Source organism: Streptomyces actinomycinicus (genome assembly GCF_016741775.1).
GTDB lineage: Bacteria > Actinomycetota > Actinomycetes > Streptomycetales > Streptomycetaceae > Streptomyces > Streptomyces actinomycinicus.
Window position 1 is genome coordinate 135,954 of record NZ_JAERRK010000009.1, and the last position, 23,543, is coordinate 159,496.

Below are 23,543 nucleotides of genomic sequence, written 5' to 3' on the forward strand. Positions count from 1 at the left end.
ACCGGCCCTTTTGCGTGAACCTGCCTGTGCCGGGGCATACGCATCCCCAGCCCTCTCGATCATGTCGAGGATGACGAGCGTGTGGGAGGTAGGCCCGTGAGCAGCACCCTCTTCCGGACGAAGAAGGTCGAGCAGTCCATCCTCGACACCGAGGAACCGGAGCACGCGCTCAAGAAGTCCCTGTCCGCGCTGGACCTGACCGTCTTCGGCGTCGGCGTCATCATCGGCACCGGCATCTTCGTCCTCACCGGCGCGGTGGCCAGGGACGCCGCCGGTCCCGCGGTCTCCCTGTCCTTCGTCGTGGCGGGTGTCGTCTGCGCCCTGGCCGCGCTGTGCTACGCGGAGTTCGCCTCCACCGTGCCGGTGGCCGGGTCCGCGTACACCTTCTCGTACGCCTCCATCGGCGAGCTTCCGGCCTGGATCATCGGCTGGGACCTGGTGCTGGAGTTCGCGCTGGGCACCGCGGTGGTCGCCGTCGGCTGGTCGGGCTACTTCCGGTCGTTCCTGGCCGACAACATCGGCTGGCACATCCCCGCGGCGCTCGCCGGCCGGGAAGGTGCCGACGGTTTCGGGTTCGACATCTGCGCCGCGTTCCTGGTCCTGGTGCTCACGGGCATCCTCGTGCTGGGCATGAAACTGTCCGCGCGGGTCACCCAGGTGGTCGTGGCGATCAAGCTGACCGTCGTGCTCATCGTGATCATCGCCGGTGCGTTCGTCGTCAACTCCGCCAACTACAGCCCCTTCATCCCGCCGTCCGCGCCGACCTCGGCCGGGACCAGTCTGAAGACCCCGCTGATCCAGCTGATGTTCGGCTGGGCGCCGTCCGACTTCGGCGTGATGGGCATCTTCACCGGCGCCTCGATCGTGTTCTTCGCGTTCATCGGCTTCGACGTCGTGGCCACGGCCGCCGAGGAGACCCGCAACCCCCAGCGCGACATGCCGCGCGGCATCATCGGGTCGCTCTTCATCTGCACGGTGCTGTACGTGGCGGTCTCGATCGTCGTCACCGGCATGCAGAAGTACAAGAGCCTGTCCGTGGAGGCCCCGCTGGCCGAGGCGTTCAAGGCCACGGGGCATCCCTGGTACGCGGGTCTGATCAGCTTCGGCGCCACCATCGGGCTGATCACGGTCTGCATGATCCTCCTCCTCGGCCAGACCCGCGTCTTCTTCGCCATGAGCCGTGACGGGCTGCTGCCGCGGTTCTTCTCGCGGACCCACCCGCGCTTCCGGACGCCGTACCGGCCGACCATCCTGCTCGGTGTGATCATCGCGATCGTGTCCGGCTTCACCAGCCTCCGGACCCTCGGTGAACTGGTGAACATCGGCACGCTGTTCGCCTTCGTCATCGTCGCCGTCAGCGTCATCATCCTGCGCAGGACACGCCCGGACCTTCCCCGCGCGTTCCGCACCCCCTGGGTGCCCGTCCTCCCGATCCTGTCGGTGTGCGCCTCGCTGTGGCTGATGCTCAACCTGCCCGCCGAGACCTGGATCCGCTTCGCGGTCTGGATGGCCGTGGGCATCGTCGTCTACTTCCTCTACGGCCGCTCCCACAGCCGCCTCGGCCGGCACGAGGAGACCACGGCCGAGGAGATCGAGCACCCGCCGCACGGCGACACGGCCTGACCGGTCAGATCCCCGCTCCGGCCCCGTATGTCCTGCTTCGGCACGGACGGCGGGGCCGGATAGCGTGCTGCCCATGCTCGCCGCCCCGCTCGCTCCCGCACGGACCGGCTCCACCCGGACGGCGTACTGGACGCGGCTCCTGCCCCTGCTCGCGGCCCTGGCCTGTGTCACCCGCCTGCCGTCCTTCACCGGGCCGCTGTGGAACCCCGACGAGGGCTACCTCGCCGTCCAGGCCCGGCTCCTCGGCGAGGGCGGCCGGCTCTACGAGACCGTGGTGGACCGCAAGCCGCCCCTGCTGCCCTGGCTGTACCAGGCCGCCTTCACGGTCTGCGGCTCCGGTTCCCTGACCCCGCTGCGGGTGCTGGCGGTCCTCGCCCAGCTGGCCACCGCCGTCGCCCTGGCCTCCCTGGCCCGGCGCCGCTGGGGCGACGGCGCGGGCCGCACCGCCGGGGTGCTGTATCTGCTGGTCTCGGTCGGACTGAACCCGGAGGACGCACAGGCCGCCACCTTCGAGGTGTTCATACTGCCGTGGACGGCCGCCGCCGTGTGGTGCGCGGACCGCGGGCGCTGGGGCGCCGCCGGAACGGCCGTCGCCTGCGCCTTCCTCACCAAGCAGACCGGCGGGGCGGTACTGCTGCCGGTGGTGTGGCTGCTGCATCGTCACCGCGCCGGCCCCGCCGGCGCGCTGCGCCTCGGGACCGGTGCGGCCGTCCCCGTGCTGGGCGCGGCCCTGCTGACCGATCCGGCCGGGTTCCTGTTCTGGACCGTGACCGGTTCCGGCGCCTACGCCTCCTTCACCGGCTCCGAACTCCACGTACTGGCCCGCGCGCTGACCAACACCGCGATCCTGGCCGGAGCCTGCGCCGGCCTGCTCCCGCCGGTCCTGCGGACGCTGCGCACGGCCCGCGGCGCAGCCGTCGACCTGTGGCTGTGGCTCGCCTCGTCGGCCCTCGCGGTGACCCTCGGCTTCCACTTCTTCGGCCACTACTTCCTCCAGCTCACCCCTCCCCTGGCCCTGCTGGCCGCCGCCGCGCTCCGGGCCCAGCCCCGCAAACGGCACGAGGCCGCCGTCTTCACCTCGGCCTGCTGCTGCGTCCTGTTCCTCGTCTGGGGCCTGACCGCCCCGCGCCCCGAACTCGCCCACGCCCAGCGCCTCGCGGGAGCCCTCGCGCAGCGCACCGGGCCCGCCGACCGGGTCCTGGTGTGGGGGATGCACCCGGAGACGTACTGGCTGGCCGGCCGCACCCCCGCGACCCGCTACCTCACCGCGGGCCTGCTCACCAACTACAGCGGGGGCCGGGACGGCCCGCAGGTCGGCGAGGAGTACGCCGTCGCCGGGGCCTGGCCGGTCTTCCGGCGGGAGCTGGCCGCGCACAGCCCCGCCCTGGTCGTCGACGACTCCCGGGGCAAGCCGTACGCCCCCGACCGCGTCCCGGCCCTGCGCCGCCTGCTGACGGCGGGTTACGAGGAGGTGGCCCGGGTGGACGGGGCGGTGCTGTACGCCCGGGTGCCGAAGCCGTAGGGGGTGCGGTTCGGTCCCGGACCGTGCGGGGGCCGCGCCGGAGGCCCGGGCGCCGGGACCGTGACGGGCGCGGTCAGCCCAGGACCGTGCGCGGCCCGGCGACCTCCGCGCCCAGCTCCGTCACCCGGCGCCGCAGCTCGCGGTCGGCGGTCACCACCAGCCGGGCGCGGCCGGTGTGCTCGGCGGCCAGCTCCACGATCCGGTCGTCCCCGCTGCCCGGTGCCGACTCCACCCGCACCCCCGGCACGGACTGCACTCCACGGGCCGCGCCTTCGACCACCAGTACGATCTCCACGGGCCCCGCGTGCCCGGGCAGGCCCTCACCGGCCAGCCGGTCCCGCAGCCGCTCGGCCGCTCCCTTGCGGTCCCGCCACCAGCCGTCGGGCCGCGAGCCGACGACGTTCGCGCCGTCGACGACGACGAGCAGGGGGGCGGGGGAAGCAGCGGGGTCCGCGGGACCGGTCATGCCACACAGGGTCCCACGGCCGGGGACCGGGGGCCGGGCCCCGGCGCCGGTGCGGACCGGCTTAAAGTGAACCGGTGAACGGCGACTGGCTCCTCCGCGGCCGAGACGGCCGGCTCAGTGTCTACCAGCTGTCGGGCGACGCCGTCCTGTGCAGGGCGGAGCGCGGCCCCCGCGGCCCCTGGTCCGCCCCGCGCACGGTGGGCGGCGAGCAGGAACTGCACCCCGTCCTGGCGGTCGGCCAGGGCACCGACGGGTACGCCCACCTCGTGTCCTGGCGGCCCACGCACAAGGGCGAGTCCGGGCTGGTGCACTCCACGCACTTCCGCCCGCACCTGGCGGCCCTGGACTGGAACCCGGTCGGCCACCCCGACCGGACGGGGCAGCGGACCGGCACCCCGGCGGTGGCGGTGGACGCGCAGGGCCGTGCCCACGTCTTCGTCCCGAACAAGGGCGGCGGGGTGAGCATGCTCGGGCAGAAGGAGAAGGGCGGCTGGGGCCCCTGGCGGGACCTGAAGGGCCGTGAGGTGCGGGACGGACTGGCCGCGGTCACGGGGGAGTCGGGCAGGGTCGAACTGTACGCGGCGGTCCCGCAGGGCCTGCTGTACTGGCGTCAGGAGGAGCCGGGCGCCCAGCCCGTGCTGCAGGAGGCCTTGCAGGCCCCGGTCCGCCCGGGCACCCTGCGCGCCCTCGCCACCTCGCCCGAGAGCACGACCGTCTTCTACACCGACACCTCGGGCGACCTGTGCGCCTGGCGCCCGGGCGGCGCGCCGGCCACCCTCCTGCCGGCGGCCGGGTCGGGCCCGGTGGCGGCGGTCCGCTGCGACCTGGACGGTCACGACTGCACCCTGCTGGCCCAGCGTGCGGCGAGCGGCCGGGTCGCCTTCGCCGCGTACCCCACCGAGTCGGAGTCGGCGGGAGCGTGGTGGTCCGAGTCGGGTCCGCAACTCCCGGTCGACGCCCGGGTGTCACTGGCGACGGACGAGGACGAGCGGGTGGTGGCGGCAACGTTGTCGCCGTCGACCGGACAGTTGCTGCTGACCCGGCGGAAGGACGAGCCGGGGCTGGCCCTGGAGGCGTGGCAACAGGTCTGAGCGCGCCGGACCATGCGAAAGGGCCCCCGCCGCAGCGGGGGCCCTTCCCTATGTCACCGGTGTCACGCGGGGACGCTGGCCACACCCGGGGCCAGGAACTTCTTGCCGTTCACGCGCTCCGAGACGCCCTCGCGGTCCAGGTACGGCGTGATGCCGCCCAGGTGGAAGGGCCAGCCGGCGCCGGTGATCAGGCACAGGTCGATGTCCTGCGCCTCGGCGACGACACCCTCCTCGAGCATGAGCCCGATCTCCTGCGCCACCGCGTCGAGCACGCGGTCGCGCACCTGCTCCTCGGTGAGCACGGAGTCGCCCTGCTTCAGCAGCGCGGCGACCTCCGGGTCCAGCTCCGGCTTGCCGCTGTCGTAGACGTAGAAGCCGCGCTTGCCCGCCTTGACGACGGCCGCGAGGTTCGGGGAGACCGTGAAGCGGTCCGGGAAGGCCCGGTTGAGGGTCTCCGAGACGTGCAGGCCGATCGCCGGGCCCACCAGCTCCAGCAGGACCAGCGGGGACATCGGCAGACCGAGCGGCTCGATCGCCTTCTCGGCGACCTCGACCGGGGTGCCCTCGTCGATGACGTTCTGGATCTCGCCCATGAAGCGGGTGAGGATGCGGTTCACGACGAACGCCGGGGCGTCCTTGGTGAGGACCGCGGTCTTCTTCAGCTTCTTGGCGACGGCGAACGCGGTCGCCAGGGACGCGTCGTCGGTCTTCTCGCCGCGGACGATCTCCAGCAGCGGCAGGATCGCGACCGGGTTGAAGAAGTGGAAGCCGACGACCCGCTCGGGGTGCTTCAGCTTCGACGCCATCTCCGTCACCGACAGCGAGGAGGTGTTGGTGGCGAGGATCGCGTGCGCCGGGGCGACCGCCTCGACCTCCGCGAACACCTGCTGCTTGACGCCGATCTCCTCGAAGACCGCCTCGATGACGAAGTCGGCGTCCGCGAAGCCCTCGGCCTTGTCCAGGACACCGGTCACCAGCGCCTTGAGGCGGTTGGCCTTGTCCTGGTTGATGCGGCCCTTGCCGAGCAGCTTGTCGATCTCGGCGTGGACGTAGCCCACACCCTTGTCGACGCGCTCCTGGTCGATGTCGGTCAGCACGACCGGCACCTCCAGGCGGCGCAGGAACAGCAGCGCGAGCTGGGAGGCCATCAGACCGGCGCCGACGACGCCGACCTTGGTGACCGGGCGGGCCAGGTTCTTGTCCGGGGCGCCGGCGGGACGCTTGCCGCGCTTCTGGACGAGGTTGAACGCGTAGATGCCGGAGCGCAGTTCGCCACCCATGATCAGGTCGGCGAGGGCCTGGTCCTCGGCGTCGTAACCCTGCTGCAGGTCGCCGTTCTTGGCGTCGGCGATGATGTCGAGGGCGCGGTAGGCGGCCGGAGCGGCCCCGTGCACCTTGCCGTCCGCGATGAAGCGGCCCTTGGCGACGGCCTGGTCCCAGCCCTCACCGCGGTCGATCGCCGGACGCTCGACGGCGATGTCGCCCTTGAGCACCTGGGCGGTCCAGATCAGCGACTGCTCCAGGAAGTCGGCGCCCTCGAAGATGGCGTCGGCGATGCCCAGGTCGAAGACCTGCTGGCCCTTGAGCTGCTTGTTCTGGTTCAGGCTGTTCTCGATGATGACCGAGACGGCCTTGTCGGCGCCGATCAGGTTCGGCAGCAGCGTGCAGCCGCCCCAGCCCGGGACCAGGCCGAGGAAGACCTCGGGCAGGGAGAACGCCGGGATCGCCTTGGAGACGGTCCGGTAGGAGCAGTGCAGACCGACCTCGACGCCGCCGCCCATCGCCGCACCGTTGTAGTAGGCGAAGGTCGGGACCGCGAGGGCCGCGAGGCGCTTGAAGACCTCGTGGCCGCCCTTGCCGATGGCCAGCGCGTCCTCGTGCTTCTTCAGCAGCTCGACGCCCTTGAGGTCGGCGCCGACGGCGAAGATGAAGGGCTTGCCGGTGATGCCGGCACCGACGATCTCGCCGTCGGCCGCCTCCTTCTCGACCTGGTCGATGGCGGTGTTGAGGTTCGCCAGCGAGGCCGGACCGAAGGTGGTCGGCTTGGTGTGGTCGAAGCCGTTGTCGAGGGTGATGAGCGCGAAGCGCCCCGCACCGAACGGCAGGTCGAGGTGGCGTACGTGCGCGGACGTCACGACCTCGTCCGGGAACAGCTCGGCCGCACCCTTCAGAAGCTCAGCGGTGGTGCTCACTTGTCCCCCTCGAAGTGCGGGTTCTCCCAGATGACCGTCGCGCCCATGCCGAAGCCGACGCACATGGTGGTCAGGCCGTAGCGGACCTGCGGCTGCTCCTCGAACTGGCGGGCCAGCTGCGTCATCAGACGGACGCCGGAGGAGGCCAGCGGGTGACCGAAGGCGATGGCGCCGCCGTACTGGTTGACGCGCGCGTCGTCGTCGGCGATGCCGTAGTGCTCCAGGAAGGCCAGCACCTGGACGGCGAAGGCCTCGTTGATCTCGAACAGACCGATGTCGGAGATGGACAGACCCGCCTGCGCGAGAGCCTTCTCCGTGGCCGGGATCGGGCCGTAGCCCATGACCTCGGGCTCCACGCCCGCGAAGGCGTAGGAGACGAGGCGCATCTTGACCGGCAGGTTGTTCTCGCGGGCGAAGTCCTCGCTCGCGATGATCGAGGCGGTGGCGCCGTCGTTCAGGCCGGCCGCGTTGCCGGCGGTGACCCGGCCGTGGACGCGGAACGGGGTCTTCAGGCCGGACAGGTTCTCCAGCGTGGTGCCCGGGCGCATCGGCTCGTCGGCGGTGACCAGGCCCCAGCCGGTCTCGCCGGCCTCGGGGTTGGTGCGGCGCACCGAGATCGGCACCAGGTCCTGCTGGATCTTGCCGTCGGCGTACGCCTTGGCGGCCTTCTCCTGCGAGCGCACGGCGTACTCGTCGGCGCGCTGCTTGGTGATGGTGGGGTAGCGGTCGTGCAGGTTCTCGGCGGTCATGCCCATGAACAGGGCGGACTCGTCGACGAGCTTCTCCGACACGAAGCGCGGGTTGGGGTCGACGCCCTCACCCATGGGGTGGCGGCCCATGTGCTCGACACCGCCGGCGAGGGCGACGTCGTACGCGCCGAAGGCGACGGAACCCGCGACCGAGGTGACGGCGGTCAGGGCGCCGGCGCACATGCGGTCGATCGAGTAGCCCGGGACGGACTGCGGCAGGCCCGCGAGGATGCCGGCCGTGCGGCCGAGGGTGAGGCCCTGGTCACCGATCTGCGTGGTCGCGGCGATGGCGACCTCGTCGATCTTCTTGGGGTCGAGACCCGGGTTGCGGCGCAGCAGCTCCCGGATCGCCTTCACGACGAGGTCGTCGGCGCGGGTCTCGTGGTAGATGCCCTTCGGGCCCGCCTTGCCGAACGGGGTGCGGACGCCGTCGACGAAGACGACGTCCCTGACGGTACGAGGCACGATGGCTCTCCTCCAGGGTGCGGGACGCTGAGCGCTTGCTCATGCCCATGCTACTTATGAGTAACGTAGCTGCCCAGCCCCCTCGGCCAGAGCGGTGAAGGTCACACCGACGAGCCGGGGCCGGACGGTGCCGGCCCCAGGATCTTGGCGTGATCTCGACGTCCCCCGCGTCCCCGGCCGGGCGTCACGGCGACGGCGCACCCTTGGCCGACAGCGCGTTCACCAGCACCGGCGTGACCAGCTCGACCTGCCACGCACGCGCGCCGAACCCGGCCAGCGCGCTCTCCACGGACCCGGTGTCCACCGGCTTCGGGGGCTCCCAGCAGATCCGCCGCACCGTGTCCGGGGAGATCAGGTTCTCCTGGGGCATGGTGAGCTGCTCGGCCAGCGCGGACACGCCCGCCCGGGCGGCGGACAGCCTGGCCGCGGCGGCGGGGTCCTTGTCGGCCCACGCCCGCGGCGGCGGCGGTCCGGTGACCGGCTGACCCGGCTGCGGCAGTGCGGTGTCCGGCAGCGTCTTGGCCCGGTCCACCGCGGCCTGCCACTGTTCCAGCTGCCGCCGCCCCATCCGGTGCCCGAACCCGTTCAGCGCGGCGAGGGCGTGCACATTGCCCGGCAGGGCCAGCGCGGCCTCCACGATGGCGGCGTCGCTGAGCACCTTGCCCGGCGACACGTCCCGGCGCTGCGCGATCCGGTCGCGCGTCTGCCACAGCTCCCGTACGACGCCGAGCTGCCGGCGCCGCCGCACCTTGTGCATCCCGGAGGTGCGCCGCCAGGGGTCCTTCCTCGGCTCGGCCGGCGGCGCGGCCGCGATCGCGTCGAACTCCTGCAGCGCCCACTCGAGCTTGCCCTGCCGGTCCAGCTCCTTCTCCAGGGCGTCCCGCAGGTCGACGAGCAGCTCGACGTCGAGCGCGGCGTAGCGCAGCCACGGCTCGGGCAGCGGCCGGGTCGACCAGTCGACCGCGGAGTGGCCCTTCTCCAGGACGTAGCCGAGGACGCCCTCCACCATGGCGCCGAGGCCGACGCGCGGGAATCCGGCGAGCCGGCCGGCCAGCTCGGTGTCGAAGAGGCGGCTCGGGACCATGCCTATCTCACGCAGGCAGGGCAGGTCCTGGGTGGCCGCGTGCAGCACCCACTCGACGCCGGACAGGGCCTCGCCGAGACCGGACAGGTCGGGGCAGGCGACGGGGTCGATCAGCGCGGTGCCGGCGCCCTCGCGGCGCAGCTGTACCAGGTAGGCGCGCTGGCCGTAGCGGTAGCCGGAGGCGCGCTCGGCGTCCACGGCGACCGGGCCGGTACCGGCGGCGAAGGCGGCGGTCACCCGGGCGAGGGCGGTTTCGTCGGTGATCACCGGCGGAACGCCGTCGCGGGGTGCGAGCAGCGGGACCGGTGCCCCCGTCACAGAAGATCCGGCATCGTCCGGAGGGGTGCCTCCGGTGATGCGCAGGGAGCTGTCTGCTGCGGTGTCTTGGGCGTCGGTCACCTGTCAAGGGTATCCGTACTGGGCGGTCTGCTGACCTGCGGTTTCGGTCGAAAGTTCGGCTGACCTGCAGAAACGACTTCTCAACGCTTGTCATGCTTTCTGGGTGTTTCCTGCCGCCGTGTGCCCTCGGCGTGCCCTCGGTCCAGCAGTGGCTGGCGGGCTGAATCACTGATGGGTGGAGTGCTGTAGTGCTTGGGCGGTAGCGCGGCCGGTCTCATCGGAGGGGATATGTCGGCGAGCGGCGATGGTCGGCAACGTGCCACGGCTTGGACGGGTGCGCCATGCCAGCTAACGGCCAGTTCAGAGCATCGCTCGTCGTCCGGCGCCGGACGCCCCTTCGTCTTCCCGATCAAGTGCATCCAAGACGGATGCGCCCAAAATGCCCCATTAGTGACCTTGTCGTACGTTCTGTTCGAGGTGATCAGGAGTAGACGTCAAGCCGACGGTGCTCGACACAACATATATGTTGGGGTACTCTGATGGTTGTACCGGATTTCACGGAACACGGATACCTTCCTGCGGGTGACCACGATGTCACTTGGCCGGAACTGTGTGAAAGGTTCGGCTGGAACGACACGCGCCGGGACCTGCTCGCTAACTTCAAAGTGGTGCGGGACGGGTTGGACAGTCTCAAGGTTGAGACCATCTGGCTAAACGGGTCGTTTGCCACAAGCAAGCATCGCCCCTCTGATATCGATGTGATCTACGTTCCGCCTGCGGGCGCCGATATCACGCAGTGGGGACTACTCAGCCCCCGTGAGCGAGGGCACTTGAAGCAGCGCAGCGGAATTGACCTCTGGGCGTTTCCGTCCTACGCCGACCATGGTCCGACCGGTCGCCATCAAAGCATCAAAGACTTCATGAGCACCGATAGGGACAATGTCCCCAAAGGCATGCTCCTACTAGCACCAGGAGACCTACCTTGATCAGCACCGATCGCCAGCTGAAGGTGATGGAGGAAAAGCTCCGCCATGCCCAGAAGTCCGTCAAGGACACTACGGGCATCGAGAGGGAAGTACTCCATGACCTCGTCGAGGAGATGGAACTGGAGATCGCCGAGTACAGGAAAATTCAGAAGGGCGAAGAAACTATCTTCACCGTCTCCGGTGTTCCAGACCTCGCCATCGCGCTCATTAAGGCGCGAATCGCGAAGGGCTGGACCCAGGCTGAGCTTGCTCGGCAATTGGACAAGCAGGAGCAGGCAGTTCAACGAGACGAGGCTGGGGGGTATGAGCGGGCCACATTGACCCGGCTTGCAGATGTCGCGGATGCGCTGGGTTACCGCCTCAGGGGTGTACTGGAGCCGGCGCAGCCACGAGAACCTCTCGACATCAGCGACCTGGGCCTTCCCAATGCCCCTTCCGGTCCCGGAGAGAAATAGGGGTCGTCGCTGGTCGGTCAACTCCACATGACGAACCCGCACCGGTTGTGCGCCCAGTGCACGAGTTGCCCGACCGGACCGTCGACCATCTCCGCCGTCGCACCGGTGGAGGCAGCGGGCTACTCAGCGGCTACTCACTTGGCGCCTTTGCCGTCGGAGGCGCCTCGTTTGCTCTCCGCATGCCGAGCGCAGCCAGAGATACCCTGGCCCGGCCGCCCCGTCCCCAAAACCCCGTGCAGCCGGGGTGCCTTGCGCAGGATAATTTGCGAGTGACGATCAGTATCGCCGAGTTCAACGAGAAGGCTGGCCCCGGATTGGCCGCTTTGACCGAGTTGCTGTCCCGCGGGGCTGCTGACTACGCGCCGGCTCCTGATGACCGGCGTGCCTTCCTCGTTGGCTGGGGTCAAGTGGCCGCCCTGCACCGGCAGGCCTGCGCTGTGGTTCACCTGCATGACGCAGGTCTCGGCCACGAGGCTGCCCCTAACCGGCGGCTGATGATCGAGTACGTCGCCCATCTACAGTGGCTCGTCCGCGACGGTGACGCTGCCGTGGATTCAATGAACAAGGCGTTCCAGCACAAGCACACCGGCCTCCGTAGGGCGGCGGACGCGGGTGGATATCAGTACGACGCTAAGGCAGCCGATGCCGTCCGGGATGCGGTCGTCCCGAGCAGCCCATCCGATGAGTTCAACATCATGAGCAAGCTCCTGAGCCGGCTTGGCGGCGGACTGCTCCAGTCCTGGCTCGCCGAGACGCAGCTGTCGCATGCCTCACTTCCAGCAGCGCAATGCTTTTACCGGGAGTCGGACGATGTCCTAGAGCTGTTGAACGCTCCCACATACCGCCTCGACAGTGACCCCACGGACGCATCGCCCTACGTTGCCTTTTTCTTCCTCTTTTTTGGCATGATCGCGTTCAACGAACTGATGGTCGGCTCTCCATGGACGAATGACCTGAAAGTCATTGGGAACGCCGCTGGTCTGGCCGGAGCGGTATGAACATCGGTTGAGTCGTGCAGCACGGGACCGACGATCTGACCTGTCACTCACTTGCCGAGTCGAACACCTCGGCAAGTGCTGCCTGGTACAACGCATCGAACTGCTCGGTTCGCCGTTCCATCCGACGGAGGGCCTCGTAGCCACAGTCGAGGAGAGAAGCGATATGGCGCTGTCTGTCTATGTCAGGCAACGGGATCACGAGGTTCTCGAATGCCTTGCGGCCCAGGGTACGGTTACGCGCTGTCGTTCCGGGTGAGCTTTTAAGAATCAGCGGATGACCGGCCTCGCTGAGGAAGTAGTACCGCAGATAGTTGGTGTCGACTTCCTGAGGATCTACTGGAAGATACGGCAGAAATCGCTGAGAGGCGATGCGTGCGGTATCGGAGTCATCGGAAAGAGCAATGGCTTTCTCCCATGCCTGAATATTGCTGAGCACCAATGCATTAGCTGGAATCTGGTAGTACTTGAGTTTGCTCAGCGTAGCCCCGAGTTGGGGTTCACGGCGAATCAGCCCCTTCCCGAAGGAATAGACGCCGATCTGGGAGTATGTCTGATTTGGTTCAATCGAAACAGGAGTGCGTGCTAGTTCGATGACTGAGCCGACGCGGACAGGCGTAGCTTCGACCCGGCAGAGCGCATCATGCAACCCCTCAACCGAAGATTTAGCCTGTTCTGTGCGGTCGACGCTGTAACCGCGCGCCTCATGCAGCCGATCCAATCGGGCGCAGATCTCCTGTTGCAGGGACACATCAGGGAGAGGCACCTTTAGTGAGAGCATATGCTGGGCGCCGACTCGTTCGCGTCGTGCACCCACACCCCGAGACTTACCTCGCAGCAATTCCCAAAACGCCGGCCAGCGAAAGAGATGTTGAAGGTAGCCAGGATGGGCGACGTCGTAATCAATCGAAAAGGTTGGGAATTCTGGGGAAAGGAACCATCCATCGAGGCTGGGTGGAACGAGCCCGATCGCACCTTCAAACGCCTTGAGACGGCTCAGTACGACGTTCCCAGAGTGCAATCGGTGAAGTTTAGGATAGCTTGTATCGCTCCCTTTAATGGGTTCGCGAGTGAACAATCCGCGGCCAAATCCGTAGACACCTGCAATGTCGTACTTTTCATCTGGCGAAACCGAGACGGCGTCAATTGAGGGCCGGAGTGCTTCGCCGAGTGTCCTCATCATGCGTTCTTTCCAATCTCACTCTGCATCCGCTTGAGCAAAGAGAGAATTTCTTCCTCTGCATTAATGAGGCCCTCGATAATCTCTGCTGGGCTCCGATGTGCCTGCGATTCCTCTTGATGTGGATTGCGGAGGTCCAGGTCAAGCTGTTCGTCAAGATCTTTGCGGGCTACTCGCCAGGCGTGTCGATTTCCCACTCGGCCGTTTCGCTCCGCGCCACCCCACCAAGCTTCGAGGTCCGCAAGGTGGACGTCATTCATCGGCTTAGTCTTGGTGAAGTTCCGTCGCTTGTCGGGTAGCGGAACTTCATAGAACCAAACCGCCTTGGTTGGTCCTGTGCGGTCGAAAAAGAGAATGTTGGAAGGGATGAGCGTATAGGGAGCGAATACGCCGTTGGGTAGCCGAACAATGGTGTGCAGATTGAAATTGTCCAAGATGGCCTTACGCACCTTGGTGCCTACGCCACCCTCGAAGAGGATGTTATTGGGTACGACGACCGCACAACGGCCACCCTCGGTGAGACGCTCCATAATTACCTGCAAGAAGAGCCAGGCGGTGTCCGTAGTTCGCTTGTCGGTAGGAAAGTTCTTGGGGACACTGGATTCCTCCTCGCCGCCAAACGGAGGATTGGTGAGCACGACGTCAACACGCTGGTGGCGATGTGAGGCAATGGGGTGGCGAAGTGTGTTATCGAGCGTCAGGTTCGGTCGGCTGATTCCATGCAGCAGTAGGTTCATGGTCGCTAGCAAATATGGCAGCGACTTCTTTTCGACGCCGCGCAGGTTGGCGTCGATTTCAGCCGCCGCGTCGGCGCTCAACTCTTTGCCGTACTGCTTGCGGAGATATTCGAAGGTTTCGACCAAGAACCCGCCTGTCCCGCAAGCGGGGTCGAGAACCGTTTCATTAGGCTTCGGGGCGGTCATGCGTACCATGAAGCGGACTACAGGACGCGGCGTGTAGAACTCGCCGGAGTCGCCAGCAGCATCGCGGAGCTCCTGGAGCATGGACTCATAGACGTGGGCCATGGTGTAGACCTCGTCTTGAGCGTGGAAGTCGAACTGAACGCAGCAGGTAGCCGGAACGCATCCGGTTCTGCACTTCCTTGAAGATGGTGCCGATTACATCTAGTTCTGGCGATCCCGACCTGCGCGCCAGATATGGCAACAGCTCGGTGTTCACGAACTGAGTGAGGCTGTCACCCGTTCGGCGCTGTTTCTCCTGGCACGCCGCCCAATCGCGCCAGCGGTACGGGGCTTCGATCAAGGGGCGGAACGGTCCAGTGCCAAAGTCCTCACGGTCTTCCTCTTGCGCATCCAGTGCCTTGAGGAACAGCAACCAGGAGAACTGTGGGATGCGTTCGATATCCCCGTTGAGCCCCGAGTCCTTCCGCATGATGTCGCGGGCCCGCTTGATGATCGCATTGAGGTCAGCCACGCTGCTACGGCGATCACCCGCGGGCGGTGCAGGGGTCTCATCAGGCAGATTGAACAGAGTACTCACGCGGGTTCTTTCCGGAGCGGACGGCAAGGCTCACGACGGTAGGGGACGCGAGCCCTCGGGGGACGGGCGGGGCGGCAGGAGGTGGTCCAGGGCTGCCCCGCCTCCCGGGAGGGTAGTCGGTTTCAGGCCGCGTAGAGTACGTTCTGAAGCTCATCCCAGGTCTGCCGCAGCCGTTCGGGCCCACCGAAGAGGCTCGCGATCTCGCGCATCGACCCATGCTGACGCATAGGATCTAGCTTCAGGACTTCCAGCTTGTCCAGCTCCCCCGCACCGTGCACCGCGTATCGCTCCAGCAACTCCTCTATGACGGCCCGAGCTTCCTCAGGCAACCGCTGAAAGAAGTCGGCCTTGGCCCGCTTGGCTCGGTATACGCGTTCGTGGCGGCTGATGGCCGGCTCGTTCCAAGCGACGTGCACCAGAACGTCGAGCGGGTCCGCGTCGGTGAGTCCAGTCCTCTTGCACAGCTCGTCCAAGGCGATAGCTCGCGCTGCCAGGGCATCAGCGATCTCACCGCGAGAGGGTGCGGTCCGCCATCGAGCCCGCAGTTTGTCCGGCCCGGCAAAGAGCTTCCGGACCACTCCTTGGGCGTAGTCACGGTACTCAACGAGCCGAAGCCGGTCGCTGCCAGGCTCGGTCATCCAAACGCCTTCAGCCGTGATCTGCACCTCAATGTCTTCGACTACGAACTTGCGGGTGCTGGGCGGAATCGGAGTAGCGGAGGCATCCTCTTCGGCCCCCAGCGGCAACAGTTCCGGGGCTGCATCTGCTGCGGAGGGCTGGGGTTCCTCAGCTGATGGATGACACACGACCTGGCCATCATCATCGATCGTTTCTTCGATCTCGTACTCGGCCGGACCGTCGAATTCAGGGTCCTCGAAAAGAACGGTCGCACCGACGAAGTCGATGATCTCGAACGACAACTTGTCGTAGTCCTCGGCCAACCGAGTACCACGGCCGATGATTTGTTTGAATTCGTGCACGGAGCCAATGGGGCGGAACAACACCACAGTGCGAAGGGTTGGGATGTCTACTCCGGTAGAGAGCATCCGTGAGGTGGTCGCCACGACAGGCGCTGGGGTCTCCGGGTCTTGGAACTGCTCAAGCATTTGCTTGCCCCAGTCGCCCTCCTTGCTCACCATGCGCGCCGCATAATCCTTGTGGATCCGAGCCATGTCCTGGTTCGCATTGGTCATGGCCTGGCGCATGTCGAGAGCGTGCTCCGAGTCGACACAGAAGACCACCATTTTCCCCATGCGGTCAGTGTCCTGGAGGTAGTCCGTGAGGTACTGCGCGGCGGCATCGGTTCGCTTAAGTAGCGAGATGATGCGCTCGAAGTCCTTCGTCTCGTACAAGCCCTCCGGGATCTCGCGCTGATACTTGTCAAGCTCGCCGGCGCTTATCCGCACTCCTTCGGCGTCTGGGCTCAATACCACTCGACGGACCCGGTAAGGAGCCAGGTATCCGTCCGCGATGCCCTGCTTGAGCGAGTAGGTGTAGAGGGGTTCGTCGAAGTACTTGTACGTGTCGACGTTCGCGCCCCGCTTGGGAGTAGCAGTCAGCCCGAGCTGAATGGCCGGGCTGAAATGCTTCAAGATTTCTCTCCAGCTCGACTGCTCGCTGGCGCTGCCACGATGACATTCATCGACAATGACCAAGTCAAAGAAGTCGGCGGGGTATTTCCTGAACAGGTCTGATCGTGCGACGTTGGTCAAGGCCTGGTAGGTGGCAAAGTAGATGCTCCGCGCTGTGTCCTTCTCGCCGCGGATGCGGTGCACGGCTTCTCCAAAGACTGGTGTGAAGTCGTTCCGCATCGGCTGTTCGATCAGGCTGTCGCGGTCTGTCAGATACAGCACTCTCTTCAAGCCAGCTTGACCGGTCTGCTCCCAGTACCGCATCAGCTTCCACACGATCTGCATCGCCGTGAATGTCTTGCCCGTTCCGGTTGCCATCGTCAACAGCAAGCGGTTGCGTCGACCGCTGAGGCAGGCTGCGACGGTCCGGTGGATAGCAATGCGTTGGTAATAGCGCGGCTCCTTGGGAGTGCCGTCTGCATGCTTGAGTACTCGGTTGAATGGCTCCCGGAGCACGTCAGCGATCTTGTTGTCGGTGACACCCTGGTGGGCCAGGTACAGCTCCCACAGTTCGTCCGGACGCGGGAAGTACTCGGGGGTCGTCTCCTCGCCTGAGACGAAGTTGAACATCGCGACGCCGTGCCCGTTCGTCGAGATGGCCACTGGTAGGTCGAGTTGCTCGGCGTACACCTTCGCCTGCTGGAGCCCGTCTCGGGGGTCGGCGAACTCTCGCTTCGCCTCGACGACTGCTACCGGGACACCATCTGAGATCTCCAGGACGAAGTCGGCCTGTAGAGGTCGCTGCCGACGATGGGACCGGTCGGCTCGTACGATCCGTCCTGCGGTGACCGGCACCTGTTCCTTGATCTGCCCCGACAGCCAACCGGACTCGTCCTTCAGACGCGGAAGCACAAAGTCTCGGCACGTCGTCGCTTCATCCCGCCCCTTGTCAACCATGGTCATTACGGTACGCCAAGGCACTGACATCCGGTCCCTCTTTGCCTCTCTACGGGCCTTCTACCAGCGGGACTTGAAATGCCTGCGCCACCCGAAGTGCTTGCGGTTCGCGGCGCGCGACCTCATGCTCGATGGACGAGACGATGGCCGGCCACGGGACAGGGAGCGTTGCCATCGTCGTCCAGTACTCGTGCGACGATCGAACGGCGGCGCTCACGCCGAGTCGTATCGACTCCCATGGGATCGTGGCAAGGACCCGTCGGGCCACCCCACCAGCACCCCGGGCCGCGGGCATGATGCCGTGGCCCAGCAACAGCGTTGCCGTGCGGAGTGCGTCCAGGGTTGACGCGGGCGCTGCTCCGGCAAGGGAGCGGTAGATCAGTTCCCCCCACGGCCGACGAGTCCGTGCCCAAGCTAAGCGCTCAAGACCCGTGCCTAGGTCAAGAGCCAGCCGCTGAGGGTTCTGCGTGTTCCAAAGCAGCACGAGGTCGCCGATCTCGAGATCGAGGTGGCGGAACATCAGAGTCACTCCGGCGACCTGTCGGCGGTGCCAGACCTTGAGCTGGCCGTAGAGGCTGACGTGCCGGGCGTGGAAGCCTAGACGCGAGAGGACGTACAGCCAGTCGTTCAGGGCCTCGGCGTACTCGTTGATGCTCTGGATCGGCTGGACGCGCGAAACGTTGACGAAGGAGGTCAGGTAGCCGTCAAGGAGGTCCCCATTGCGATCTCTCTCACCAGTGAGTCGGACCACTGGTTGGGGGAGGAACCCGCTGCGGTAGGTCACGGAACGGCCGTCCTTGAGGAAAGGATCGAGGGCCTGGACCGCGGAGATTGCCAGTTCCGTCTCGCGGCCCCACCGCAGTGGGATGCACTCATCACGAGGAACGCCGCGGACAGCGAAGGCGTCCTCCAAGGTCGCCAGGAGCTCGGCCCAGGACGGTGGCCGGCGCGGCGGAGCGTACGGCGTGCCTCGGTGGCGGTGACGTATTTCCAGGTGCGTGCCGTCGGTCGTGAATTCCCAGCTTGAGCCGAGGACTTGTCGCAGCGCGGTAGTTACGTCGAGCGTGGTCGGATCGGCCAACATCAGCGGGCTGCCAGGGCTTCGAAGTGCCGTGTGGGATCGAAACGACGTCTGCCGATCTCTTGTACCTCGGCGTGGTCGAGACGGGCAGCGCGCTGGATCGCTTCCGCGAGGGCCTGTGATGCCGTCTCATCGTCCGCCTCGGGAGGTACGACGACCGTCACGCCCGTACGATCGCAGAGCGCGGCTTGTGCGCAGGTCCCCTCACGCCAGGTCAGTGCTGCCATGGGTGTTCCGGCCCGTACGGATTCGCCGAAGACGGCCGCGCCGGCCTCCACGTAGCGACGTGCGTAGGTGTAGACGAACACGGACGCGTTCCTGATGGCGGCCGTCTTGGCTGGGCCGCCTAGTTCGCCGACCCATTCCACATGGTCGGCGGTGAGGATCTTTTCGTGGCTCCGTACGTAATCCTTGCTGAAAACCGGACCGACGATAAATATGCGGCGGCCGAGGAGCTGCGCTGCCCTGGCCGCAAGGTGGGGAGCCTTCTCCTCGTCGATACGACCCAACCACACAAGATCTCGTCCCCGCGTGGCTGGGGGCTCTTCCTCGTCGAGTCCGAGGTGGACAGCCAGCTCCGCGATGGGCTGGTGGGTTGCATACCGCTCGATCATCTCGGGCGAGTAGCAGTAGAGCCGTGACCGCTGACCGTCGAACGCAGTGTCGGTGTGTTGGAAGGCCGGAGAGTGCTGGAACGTGGCTACATCGCATCCCAACTCACTCCAGGTTCGAACCCAGGCAGGCAGCGACGGATACTCGTGACCGACGACTAAAAGGTCATAGCCAGCGGCCTTGAGTTCCCGCTCGGCCAGCGAGCCCGGGATGACATCTTCGAGCCGGACCGGCTTGCGGATCCAGTCCGGCTCCAGTTCCGGGAGCCATCCCGGACCGAGGAGGTGTACGTCGGCGCCTGCGGCTCGGGCGCCTACTGCGACCGCCCATAGCCATCGTTCGATCCCGCCATATCCGGCAGGTGGGAAAGCGTAGCTGCCTGGAAAGTCGCAGACGCCGACGAGCACTATGCCTCCGGTGTTCCGTTCGCCGAGATACGGCGGAAGCCGAGGTACGGGACGAGTGATTCAGGCAGGACGATCGAGCCGTCTTGTTGCTGGCACTGTTCGAGCAGCGCAGCCATGGTTCGGCCGACCGGAAGGCCCGAGCCATTCAGCGTGGCGACCAGCTTGGGCTTTCCGTCCGCACCGCGAGTGCGGATATTCGCGCGGCGTGCCTGGAAAGTGCCGAAATTCGAGACCGACGAGATCTCGCGGTAGGTGTTCTGGCTGGGGAACCACACCTCAAGGTCGTAGGTGAGCTGGGCGGAGAAGCCGGTGTCGCCTGCGGCGAGGGTGACCACGCGGTACGCCATACCGAGTTCCTTCAGACAGGCCTCAGCGTGGCCGACCATCTTCTCGAGCTCGGCGTCGGCCTCCTCGGGGTCGCAGATCCGCACCATTTCCACCTTGGTGAACTGGTGCTGGCGGATCAGGCCCCGGGTGTCGCGGCCGTACGAGCCGGCCTCCGAGCGGAAGCACGGAGTCTGCGCGGTGATCGCGACCGGGAGCTCGGCGGGCGGGATGATCTCGTCGGCGTAGAGATTGGTCAGAGGTACTTCGGCCGTCGGGATCAGGAACAGCTCGCGATCCGCAACGCCCGTCTTGAACAGGTCTTCCTCGAACTTCGGCAGCTGACCGGTCCCGGTCATGGTCTTCCGGGTGACCAGGAAAGGCACCGAGTGCTCGACGTAGTCGTGCCGACGCGTGTGGATGTCGAGGAAGAGCGTGGTGAGGGCTCGCTCCAGGGCCGCCCCTGCGCCGCGGGAGACGGCGAAGCGAGGGCCCGACAGTTTCGTGGCACGGGCGAAGTCGAGGATGCCGGTGGCTTCGCCCAAGTCGACGTGGTCCTTCGGAGCGAACGAGAACGACGGCGGAGTTCCAACCCGCCGGACCTCGACCGCGAACTCCTCGGAGTCGCCGTCGGGGGCCCTGTCGTCAGGGAGGTTCGGGATGGTGAGGAGGAGCGAACGGAGCTCTTCCTGGATCTGCTCCTGGTCCGCCTCGATCTCGCGGATCTCCTCCTTGATCTCGCGAGCCCGGTCCTTGAGCTTCGAGATGTCCCCGCCCTGCTTCGCGGTCTGCTGGACCTCGCTTGCCACCCGCTTGGACTCTGCCCGGAGCTCGTCAGCCGAGCGGATGTTCTGGTTGCGCCGAGACTGGAGACTCTCCAGCGACGACAGGTCCAGCGAGTATCCGCGGCGAGCGAGGCGACGAACCGCTTCGGCACCCATTTCGAGAAGGGCGCGGGCATCATGCATGGGGAGGTTCCTTTTTCTCCGGCGAGTGGGCTACTGCGTCGAAGGTAGCAACTGCCGAACCCTGTCCGAGCCGCAATATCGCGGCGCTGCCGCGCGCCTCCGGATCCTGTGGTTCCTCCCCGTCGAGATTGGTCATAAGGGCTCCGATCCAGTCGGGCAGTACGTCGTCGGGGACCGAGAGGGGCTCGATGCAGGGGGCCTCCGGGAAGAACAACGGCATGGCCTCGGACGGAGTCCGGTCGCGGTGCCAGCGGAGGACTGACACGAGAAGGCCGTGACAGACCAGGACGCGAGAGCCTGGGTACTCCAGCGCCGCACGAACCCCCGAGAGCATCCGTCGGATGCCGTCTCGCTGGGACTCCCGGGCACCTGGCGGGCGTTGCGATCCGCCGTGCGCGTCGAGCCATGCGGCGTAGTCCAGGAACGGGCCGCCTTCGAACGTTCCGTAGTCCAGTTCGTTGAGGCGTGCTTCCACGACGAGGTCTGGCGCTGGCACGCCCGTGAGCAGAGCGGCCGTCTGTTGGGCACGCGGGAACTCGCTCGCCACCCAGGTGCGCACACTATGGAGCGGGAGCTCAGACCACGGCCGCCGACACGACGTCAGGCCCTCTTCGTTGAGCGTGATGTTGCGGGACGGGTCCCCGTTGACGAGGTGCTGCTTGCTGTAGTCGGTCTGGCCGTGACGGAGGACGTACGTCGTCATCGATCGCCCTCCAGATCGGAGGCCAAGAACGAGGACAGAACCTTCTCGATCTTCGGCTTCGCGGGGTCGTCGATCTCCATGTAGTAAAGAAAGCCGTCGACCGCGAGTGCCCTACACCAGGGGGTGATGTCCGGGACGGGGATACGTGAGATGCGCGCGGCAGTCGCCAATCGCTCGGTCACCTCGTGTTCGAGGTCGTAGTACACCGTCCAGAAGGCCCAGTCGAACGCTGCATCTCCCACCAGGGGGTGCGGATCGATCAGTCGGGGATGCCCAGCACGGTCGAAGATCACGTTCTCTCGGTACAGATCAGCGTGCAGAACGGTTGTTCGTGCGGGATCGTCTCGAAGTAAGGGGAGTCCCGCGCACGCCTCCTCCACCAACGCCCGTCCAGCACCAAGATCGAGTTTGTCTGCTCGCTGACGGATACGGGGCAGCATGATCTCCCGATGGAAGTAGGCCAAGCTCGGCAGATCCGGCCGTGGCCTTCTCCGGCCGAAGTCATGCAGCCCGTGGATTGCAGCGGCGATCATTTGCCTCTCGCGTCCGATGGAGGCTGCGCCCCCAGGCCGGCCGCCCACCAGTTCCAAGGCGGCCACGGAGAGGTCATCCGCGGACTCGATCAAGTTGGCGGTAGGCCCGCCGGCCCACGTACGCAGTGCGGCCGTCTCGTGGCGGTAGCGGAGAGGCTCGTACCACGCCTTGAGAATCAACGGCGTCTCATCGATGGCGGTGGCCAGTGCGACGGCAGAGGCGTGTCCTGCGTCGTGGTAGCTCGTAAGCGAGAGCTTCCAGCGCTCTGCTGCCTCGGCCAGAAGGAACGGAGCATTTCGCAGCCAGGCTTCCGCCGCTGGGCCGTAGTGGTCGAGAAGGCGCCGCCGACAACCCGGCGGCACTTCTCCGAGCGTTTGCAGCGTCATCAGCTCAGAACGATCCCGTGTGAGACCAGCTCGTCCGTCAGGGCCGGGAACCAGTCGAGGGCCTCGGAGACGAGTGCCTGGACCTTGTCGATCTCGACGTCGGGTGAGGACAAGCGCACGAGGATGCGCCAGGGCTCGTCGAGCCGCTGCCCCGTGGTGCTCACGAGGTGAACCTCGGCGTGTCCGTCGGTCGCCTCGTGCAGACGCTGCGCGAGGCGCTGCGCGGCGATGTTGTAGAGCTTGCCGACGTGATAGACGGGGTTCTTGCCGTTGGCGCCCTCCAGGTTCATCGGACGCAACGGCGTGATCAAGCCGTTGACGCGGTTGCCACGCCCCACGACTCCCTCGTCACCGGACTCGATCGAGCTTCCCGTGTACGTCAGGTAGAGCTCGTCCTTCTCAGGCATGTCTCGGGCATTGAGACGGAATCTGGCCTCGGCGCCGGGCAGCCGGATGCCGGCGAGTCGGTGGCACTCGGCCAGGACCGTCTCCGCGTTGCGGATGTACTCCACCCGGCTACCGACATGCCGCGACTTCTGCGGCACGCACAGCACGATGTCGGCGGACTCGCCGTCCCAGTAGCCCATGAGCTTCACGTCGGAGCCGCACCAGGCGTGTGCCCGCCTGAAGTCGCTCTGTCCGGAGAGGTGGTCCACCAGCTCTCGTACGAACGCCTCGAAGGGGTTCTCTGGTGCCCAGCCGGTGCCGAGGGATGTGTCGTTCGAGAGCCGGACCCTGCGCTCCCGCAGGTCGTCGATGGATCGCGGATTGAACCAACGGGTGCGGTCGGGCACCGTGTCCCCGGTCAGCACGGCGCCGGGACTCGAATTACTCGTGATGTTGAACGAGAGGTCGAGGTGATCTGACACCTCCGGGAGGCGCTCGGTGAAGAAGTCCCGGACCTCCGCCTCGACGATCTCCAGTACGGGAATGCTCTCACCGCCGCAGGCGGGCGCCGCTCGCCCGTTGATCAGGACCCGGATCGGAGCCGTCATCTCGCCGCCGCCGTAGCGCACCTCGCTGGCTCCGCCCAGGAGGGCGAGCTTGTCGAAGTTGTGGTGCAGCACGGCACCGAAGTGGTGAACGGTGTAGCGGCTGTACGCACGGGAGAGCCGCTCGGCCAGGTGGTCGGCGAGTGTGTCCGGGTGACCAAGTCCTTTGCGCTCCACGATGGTTGTGCCACCGGGCTCATGAGCGCCGGTCTCGATGGCCAGGCGGCTCTTGCCGAGGGTCATGCTCGTTCGGGGCATGGCGAACTCCCGTCTCAGGGGCGGCAGATGGCCCAGCACGGGCGTCGGTAGGCCCGGCGGGGAACAACGGGAGATAGCTTCGGCGCCGCGAGGAACCAGAGCC

20 protein-coding genes are annotated in these 23,543 nt (G+C 66.6%); 6 read left to right on the plus strand and 14 right to left on the minus strand.

Features of this window, described 5'->3' with window-relative positions; translation table 11 throughout:
- The first annotated feature begins 96 nt into the window (after positions 1-96).
- The gene (locus JK359_RS19880; protein ID WP_201837395.1) at positions 97-1,623 is read left to right on the plus strand and encodes an amino acid permease; all 1,527 of its coding nucleotides are present in this window, start codon (positions 97-99) and stop codon (positions 1,621-1,623) included.
- Positions 1,624-1,696: 73 nt separating this feature from the next.
- Complete coding sequence (locus tag JK359_RS19885) at positions 1,697-3,145, plus strand: ArnT family glycosyltransferase (RefSeq protein WP_201837397.1); 1,449 nt, start codon at positions 1,697-1,699, stop codon at positions 3,143-3,145.
- Between the two features lie 73 nt (positions 3,146-3,218).
- Here JK359_RS19885 and JK359_RS19890 read toward each other — a convergent pair whose 3' ends face one another.
- On the minus strand, positions 3,219-3,611 hold the full coding sequence (locus JK359_RS19890; protein ID WP_201837399.1) for a PIN domain-containing protein: 393 nt from the start codon (positions 3,609-3,611) through the stop codon (positions 3,219-3,221).
- A 74-nt stretch (positions 3,612-3,685) separates the two neighbouring features.
- On the opposite strand from JK359_RS19890, the gene JK359_RS19895 reads away from it, so the two are divergent.
- Positions 3,686-4,702: a PLL family lectin gene (locus JK359_RS19895; RefSeq protein WP_201837401.1), complete on the plus strand. Its 1,017-nt coding sequence runs from the start codon at positions 3,686-3,688 to the stop codon at positions 4,700-4,702.
- 62 nt (positions 4,703-4,764) lie between these two features.
- On the opposite strand, the gene JK359_RS19900 is transcribed toward JK359_RS19895, so the two are convergent.
- The 3 genes from JK359_RS19900 to JK359_RS19910 form a co-directional block, all read right to left on the minus strand.
- A complete protein-coding gene (locus tag JK359_RS19900; protein ID WP_201837403.1) occupies positions 4,765-6,894 on the minus strand; it encodes a 3-hydroxyacyl-CoA dehydrogenase NAD-binding domain-containing protein in 2,130 nt (709 codons plus the stop codon).
- Complete coding sequence (locus tag JK359_RS19905; RefSeq protein ID WP_201837405.1) at positions 6,891-8,108, minus strand: thiolase family protein; 1,218 nt, start codon at positions 8,106-8,108, stop codon at positions 6,891-6,893. Before JK359_RS19905 ends, JK359_RS19900 begins: the two co-directional genes overlap by 4 nt.
- A gap of 184 nt (positions 8,109-8,292) precedes the next feature.
- The gene (locus JK359_RS19910; RefSeq protein ID WP_201837407.1) at positions 8,293-9,591 is read right to left on the minus strand and encodes a ribonuclease D; all 1,299 of its coding nucleotides are present in this window, start codon (positions 9,589-9,591) and stop codon (positions 8,293-8,295) included.
- A gap of 479 nt (positions 9,592-10,070) precedes the next feature.
- Between JK359_RS19910 and JK359_RS40435 the strand changes: the two genes are divergently transcribed.
- From JK359_RS40435 to JK359_RS19920, 3 genes are all read left to right on the plus strand, one after another.
- Positions 10,071-10,517: a DUF6932 family protein gene (locus JK359_RS40435; RefSeq protein ID WP_372445437.1), complete on the plus strand. Its 447-nt coding sequence runs from the start codon at positions 10,071-10,073 to the stop codon at positions 10,515-10,517.
- Entirely contained in the window at positions 10,514-10,972 is a 459-nt protein-coding gene (locus tag JK359_RS19915; RefSeq protein ID WP_201837409.1) for a helix-turn-helix domain-containing protein, read from the plus strand. The genes JK359_RS40435 and JK359_RS19915 overlap by 4 nt, the downstream gene beginning before the upstream one ends.
- A 269-nt stretch (positions 10,973-11,241) precedes the next feature.
- Positions 11,242-11,970, plus strand: coding sequence for a hypothetical protein (locus JK359_RS19920; RefSeq protein WP_201837411.1), 729 nt, complete (start codon positions 11,242-11,244; stop codon positions 11,968-11,970).
- A gap of 43 nt (positions 11,971-12,013) precedes the next feature.
- On the opposite strand, the gene JK359_RS19925 is transcribed toward JK359_RS19920, so the two are convergent.
- The 10 genes from JK359_RS19925 to JK359_RS19965 form a co-directional block, all read right to left on the minus strand.
- Positions 12,014-13,150 (minus strand): restriction endonuclease subunit S, encoded by a 1,137-nt coding sequence (locus tag JK359_RS19925; protein ID WP_201837413.1) that lies wholly within the window; start codon positions 13,148-13,150, stop codon positions 12,014-12,016.
- A complete protein-coding gene (locus JK359_RS19930; protein WP_236678136.1) occupies positions 13,147-14,172 on the minus strand; it encodes an HsdM family class I SAM-dependent methyltransferase in 1,026 nt (341 codons plus the stop codon). The genes JK359_RS19925 and JK359_RS19930 overlap by 4 nt, the downstream gene beginning before the upstream one ends.
- Positions 14,156-14,647, minus strand: coding sequence for a type I restriction-modification system subunit M N-terminal domain-containing protein (locus JK359_RS39220; protein ID WP_307788187.1), 492 nt, complete (start codon positions 14,645-14,647; stop codon positions 14,156-14,158). Before JK359_RS39220 ends, JK359_RS19930 begins: the two co-directional genes overlap by 17 nt.
- A 122-nt stretch (positions 14,648-14,769) precedes the next feature.
- Positions 14,770-17,175, minus strand: coding sequence for an EcoAI/FtnUII family type I restriction enzme subunit R (hsdR, locus tag JK359_RS19935; protein ID WP_201837415.1), 2,406 nt, complete (start codon positions 17,173-17,175; stop codon positions 14,770-14,772).
- A 49-nt stretch (positions 17,176-17,224) separates the two neighbouring features.
- Positions 17,225-18,259, minus strand: a complete 1,035-nt coding sequence (locus JK359_RS19940) for a hypothetical protein (RefSeq protein ID WP_201837417.1) — start codon at positions 18,257-18,259, stop codon at positions 17,225-17,227.
- Positions 18,259-19,275, minus strand: coding sequence for a glycosyltransferase (locus JK359_RS40185; RefSeq protein ID WP_201837419.1), 1,017 nt, complete (start codon positions 19,273-19,275; stop codon positions 18,259-18,261). Before JK359_RS40185 ends, JK359_RS19940 begins: the two co-directional genes overlap by 1 nt.
- On the minus strand, positions 19,275-20,567 hold the full coding sequence (gene serS / locus JK359_RS19950) for a serine--tRNA ligase (RefSeq protein ID WP_201837421.1): 1,293 nt from the start codon (positions 20,565-20,567) through the stop codon (positions 19,275-19,277). The genes JK359_RS40185 and serS overlap by 1 nt, the downstream gene beginning before the upstream one ends.
- The gene (locus JK359_RS19955; protein ID WP_201837423.1) at positions 20,560-21,270 is read right to left on the minus strand and encodes a histidine phosphatase family protein; all 711 of its coding nucleotides are present in this window, start codon (positions 21,268-21,270) and stop codon (positions 20,560-20,562) included. Before JK359_RS19955 ends, serS begins: the two co-directional genes overlap by 8 nt.
- Positions 21,267-22,190, minus strand: a complete 924-nt coding sequence (locus tag JK359_RS19960) for an aminoglycoside phosphotransferase family protein (protein WP_201837425.1) — start codon at positions 22,188-22,190, stop codon at positions 21,267-21,269. Before JK359_RS19960 ends, JK359_RS19955 begins: the two co-directional genes overlap by 4 nt.
- Positions 22,190-23,440 carry a methionine adenosyltransferase gene (locus JK359_RS19965; protein ID WP_201837427.1) on the minus strand — a complete coding sequence of 417 codons (1,251 nt, stop codon included), beginning with the start codon at positions 23,438-23,440 and terminating at the stop codon, positions 22,190-22,192. The genes JK359_RS19960 and JK359_RS19965 overlap by 1 nt, the downstream gene beginning before the upstream one ends.
- Between the last annotated feature and the right edge of the window lie 103 nt (positions 23,441-23,543).

What these genes read in the sequence shown, in the direction of transcription:
- JK359_RS19885 (WP_201837397.1), top strand. Translation starts at nt 1,697, where the DNA reads ATGCTCGCCGCCCCGCTCGCTCCCGCACGGACCGGCTCCACCCGGACG.
- JK359_RS19890 (WP_201837399.1), bottom strand. Translation starts at nt 3,611, where the DNA reads ATGACCGGTCCCGCGGACCCCGCTGCTTCCCCCGCCCCCCTGCTCGTC.
- JK359_RS40435 (WP_372445437.1), top strand. Translation starts at nt 10,071, where the DNA reads ATGGTTGTACCGGATTTCACGGAACACGGATACCTTCCTGCGGGTGAC.
- JK359_RS19925 (WP_201837413.1), bottom strand. Translation starts at nt 13,150, where the DNA reads ATGATGAGGACACTCGGCGAAGCACTCCGGCCCTCAATTGACGCCGTC.
- JK359_RS19930 (WP_236678136.1), bottom strand. Translation starts at nt 14,172, where the DNA reads ATGGCCCACGTCTATGAGTCCATGCTCCAGGAGCTCCGCGATGCTGCT.
- hsdR (WP_201837415.1), bottom strand. Translation starts at nt 17,175, where the DNA reads ATGGTTGACAAGGGGCGGGATGAAGCGACGACGTGCCGAGACTTTGTG.
- JK359_RS19940 (WP_201837417.1), bottom strand. Translation starts at nt 18,259, where the DNA reads ATGTTGGCCGATCCGACCACGCTCGACGTAACTACCGCGCTGCGACAA.
- serS (WP_201837421.1), bottom strand. Translation starts at nt 20,567, where the DNA reads ATGCATGATGCCCGCGCCCTTCTCGAAATGGGTGCCGAAGCGGTTCGT.
- JK359_RS19955 (WP_201837423.1), bottom strand. Translation starts at nt 21,270, where the DNA reads ATGACGACGTACGTCCTCCGTCACGGCCAGACCGACTACAGCAAGCAG.
- JK359_RS19960 (WP_201837425.1), bottom strand. Translation starts at nt 22,190, where the DNA reads ATGACGCTGCAAACGCTCGGAGAAGTGCCGCCGGGTTGTCGGCGGCGC.
- JK359_RS19965 (WP_201837427.1), bottom strand. Translation starts at nt 23,440, where the DNA reads ATGCCCCGAACGAGCATGACCCTCGGCAAGAGCCGCCTGGCCATCGAG.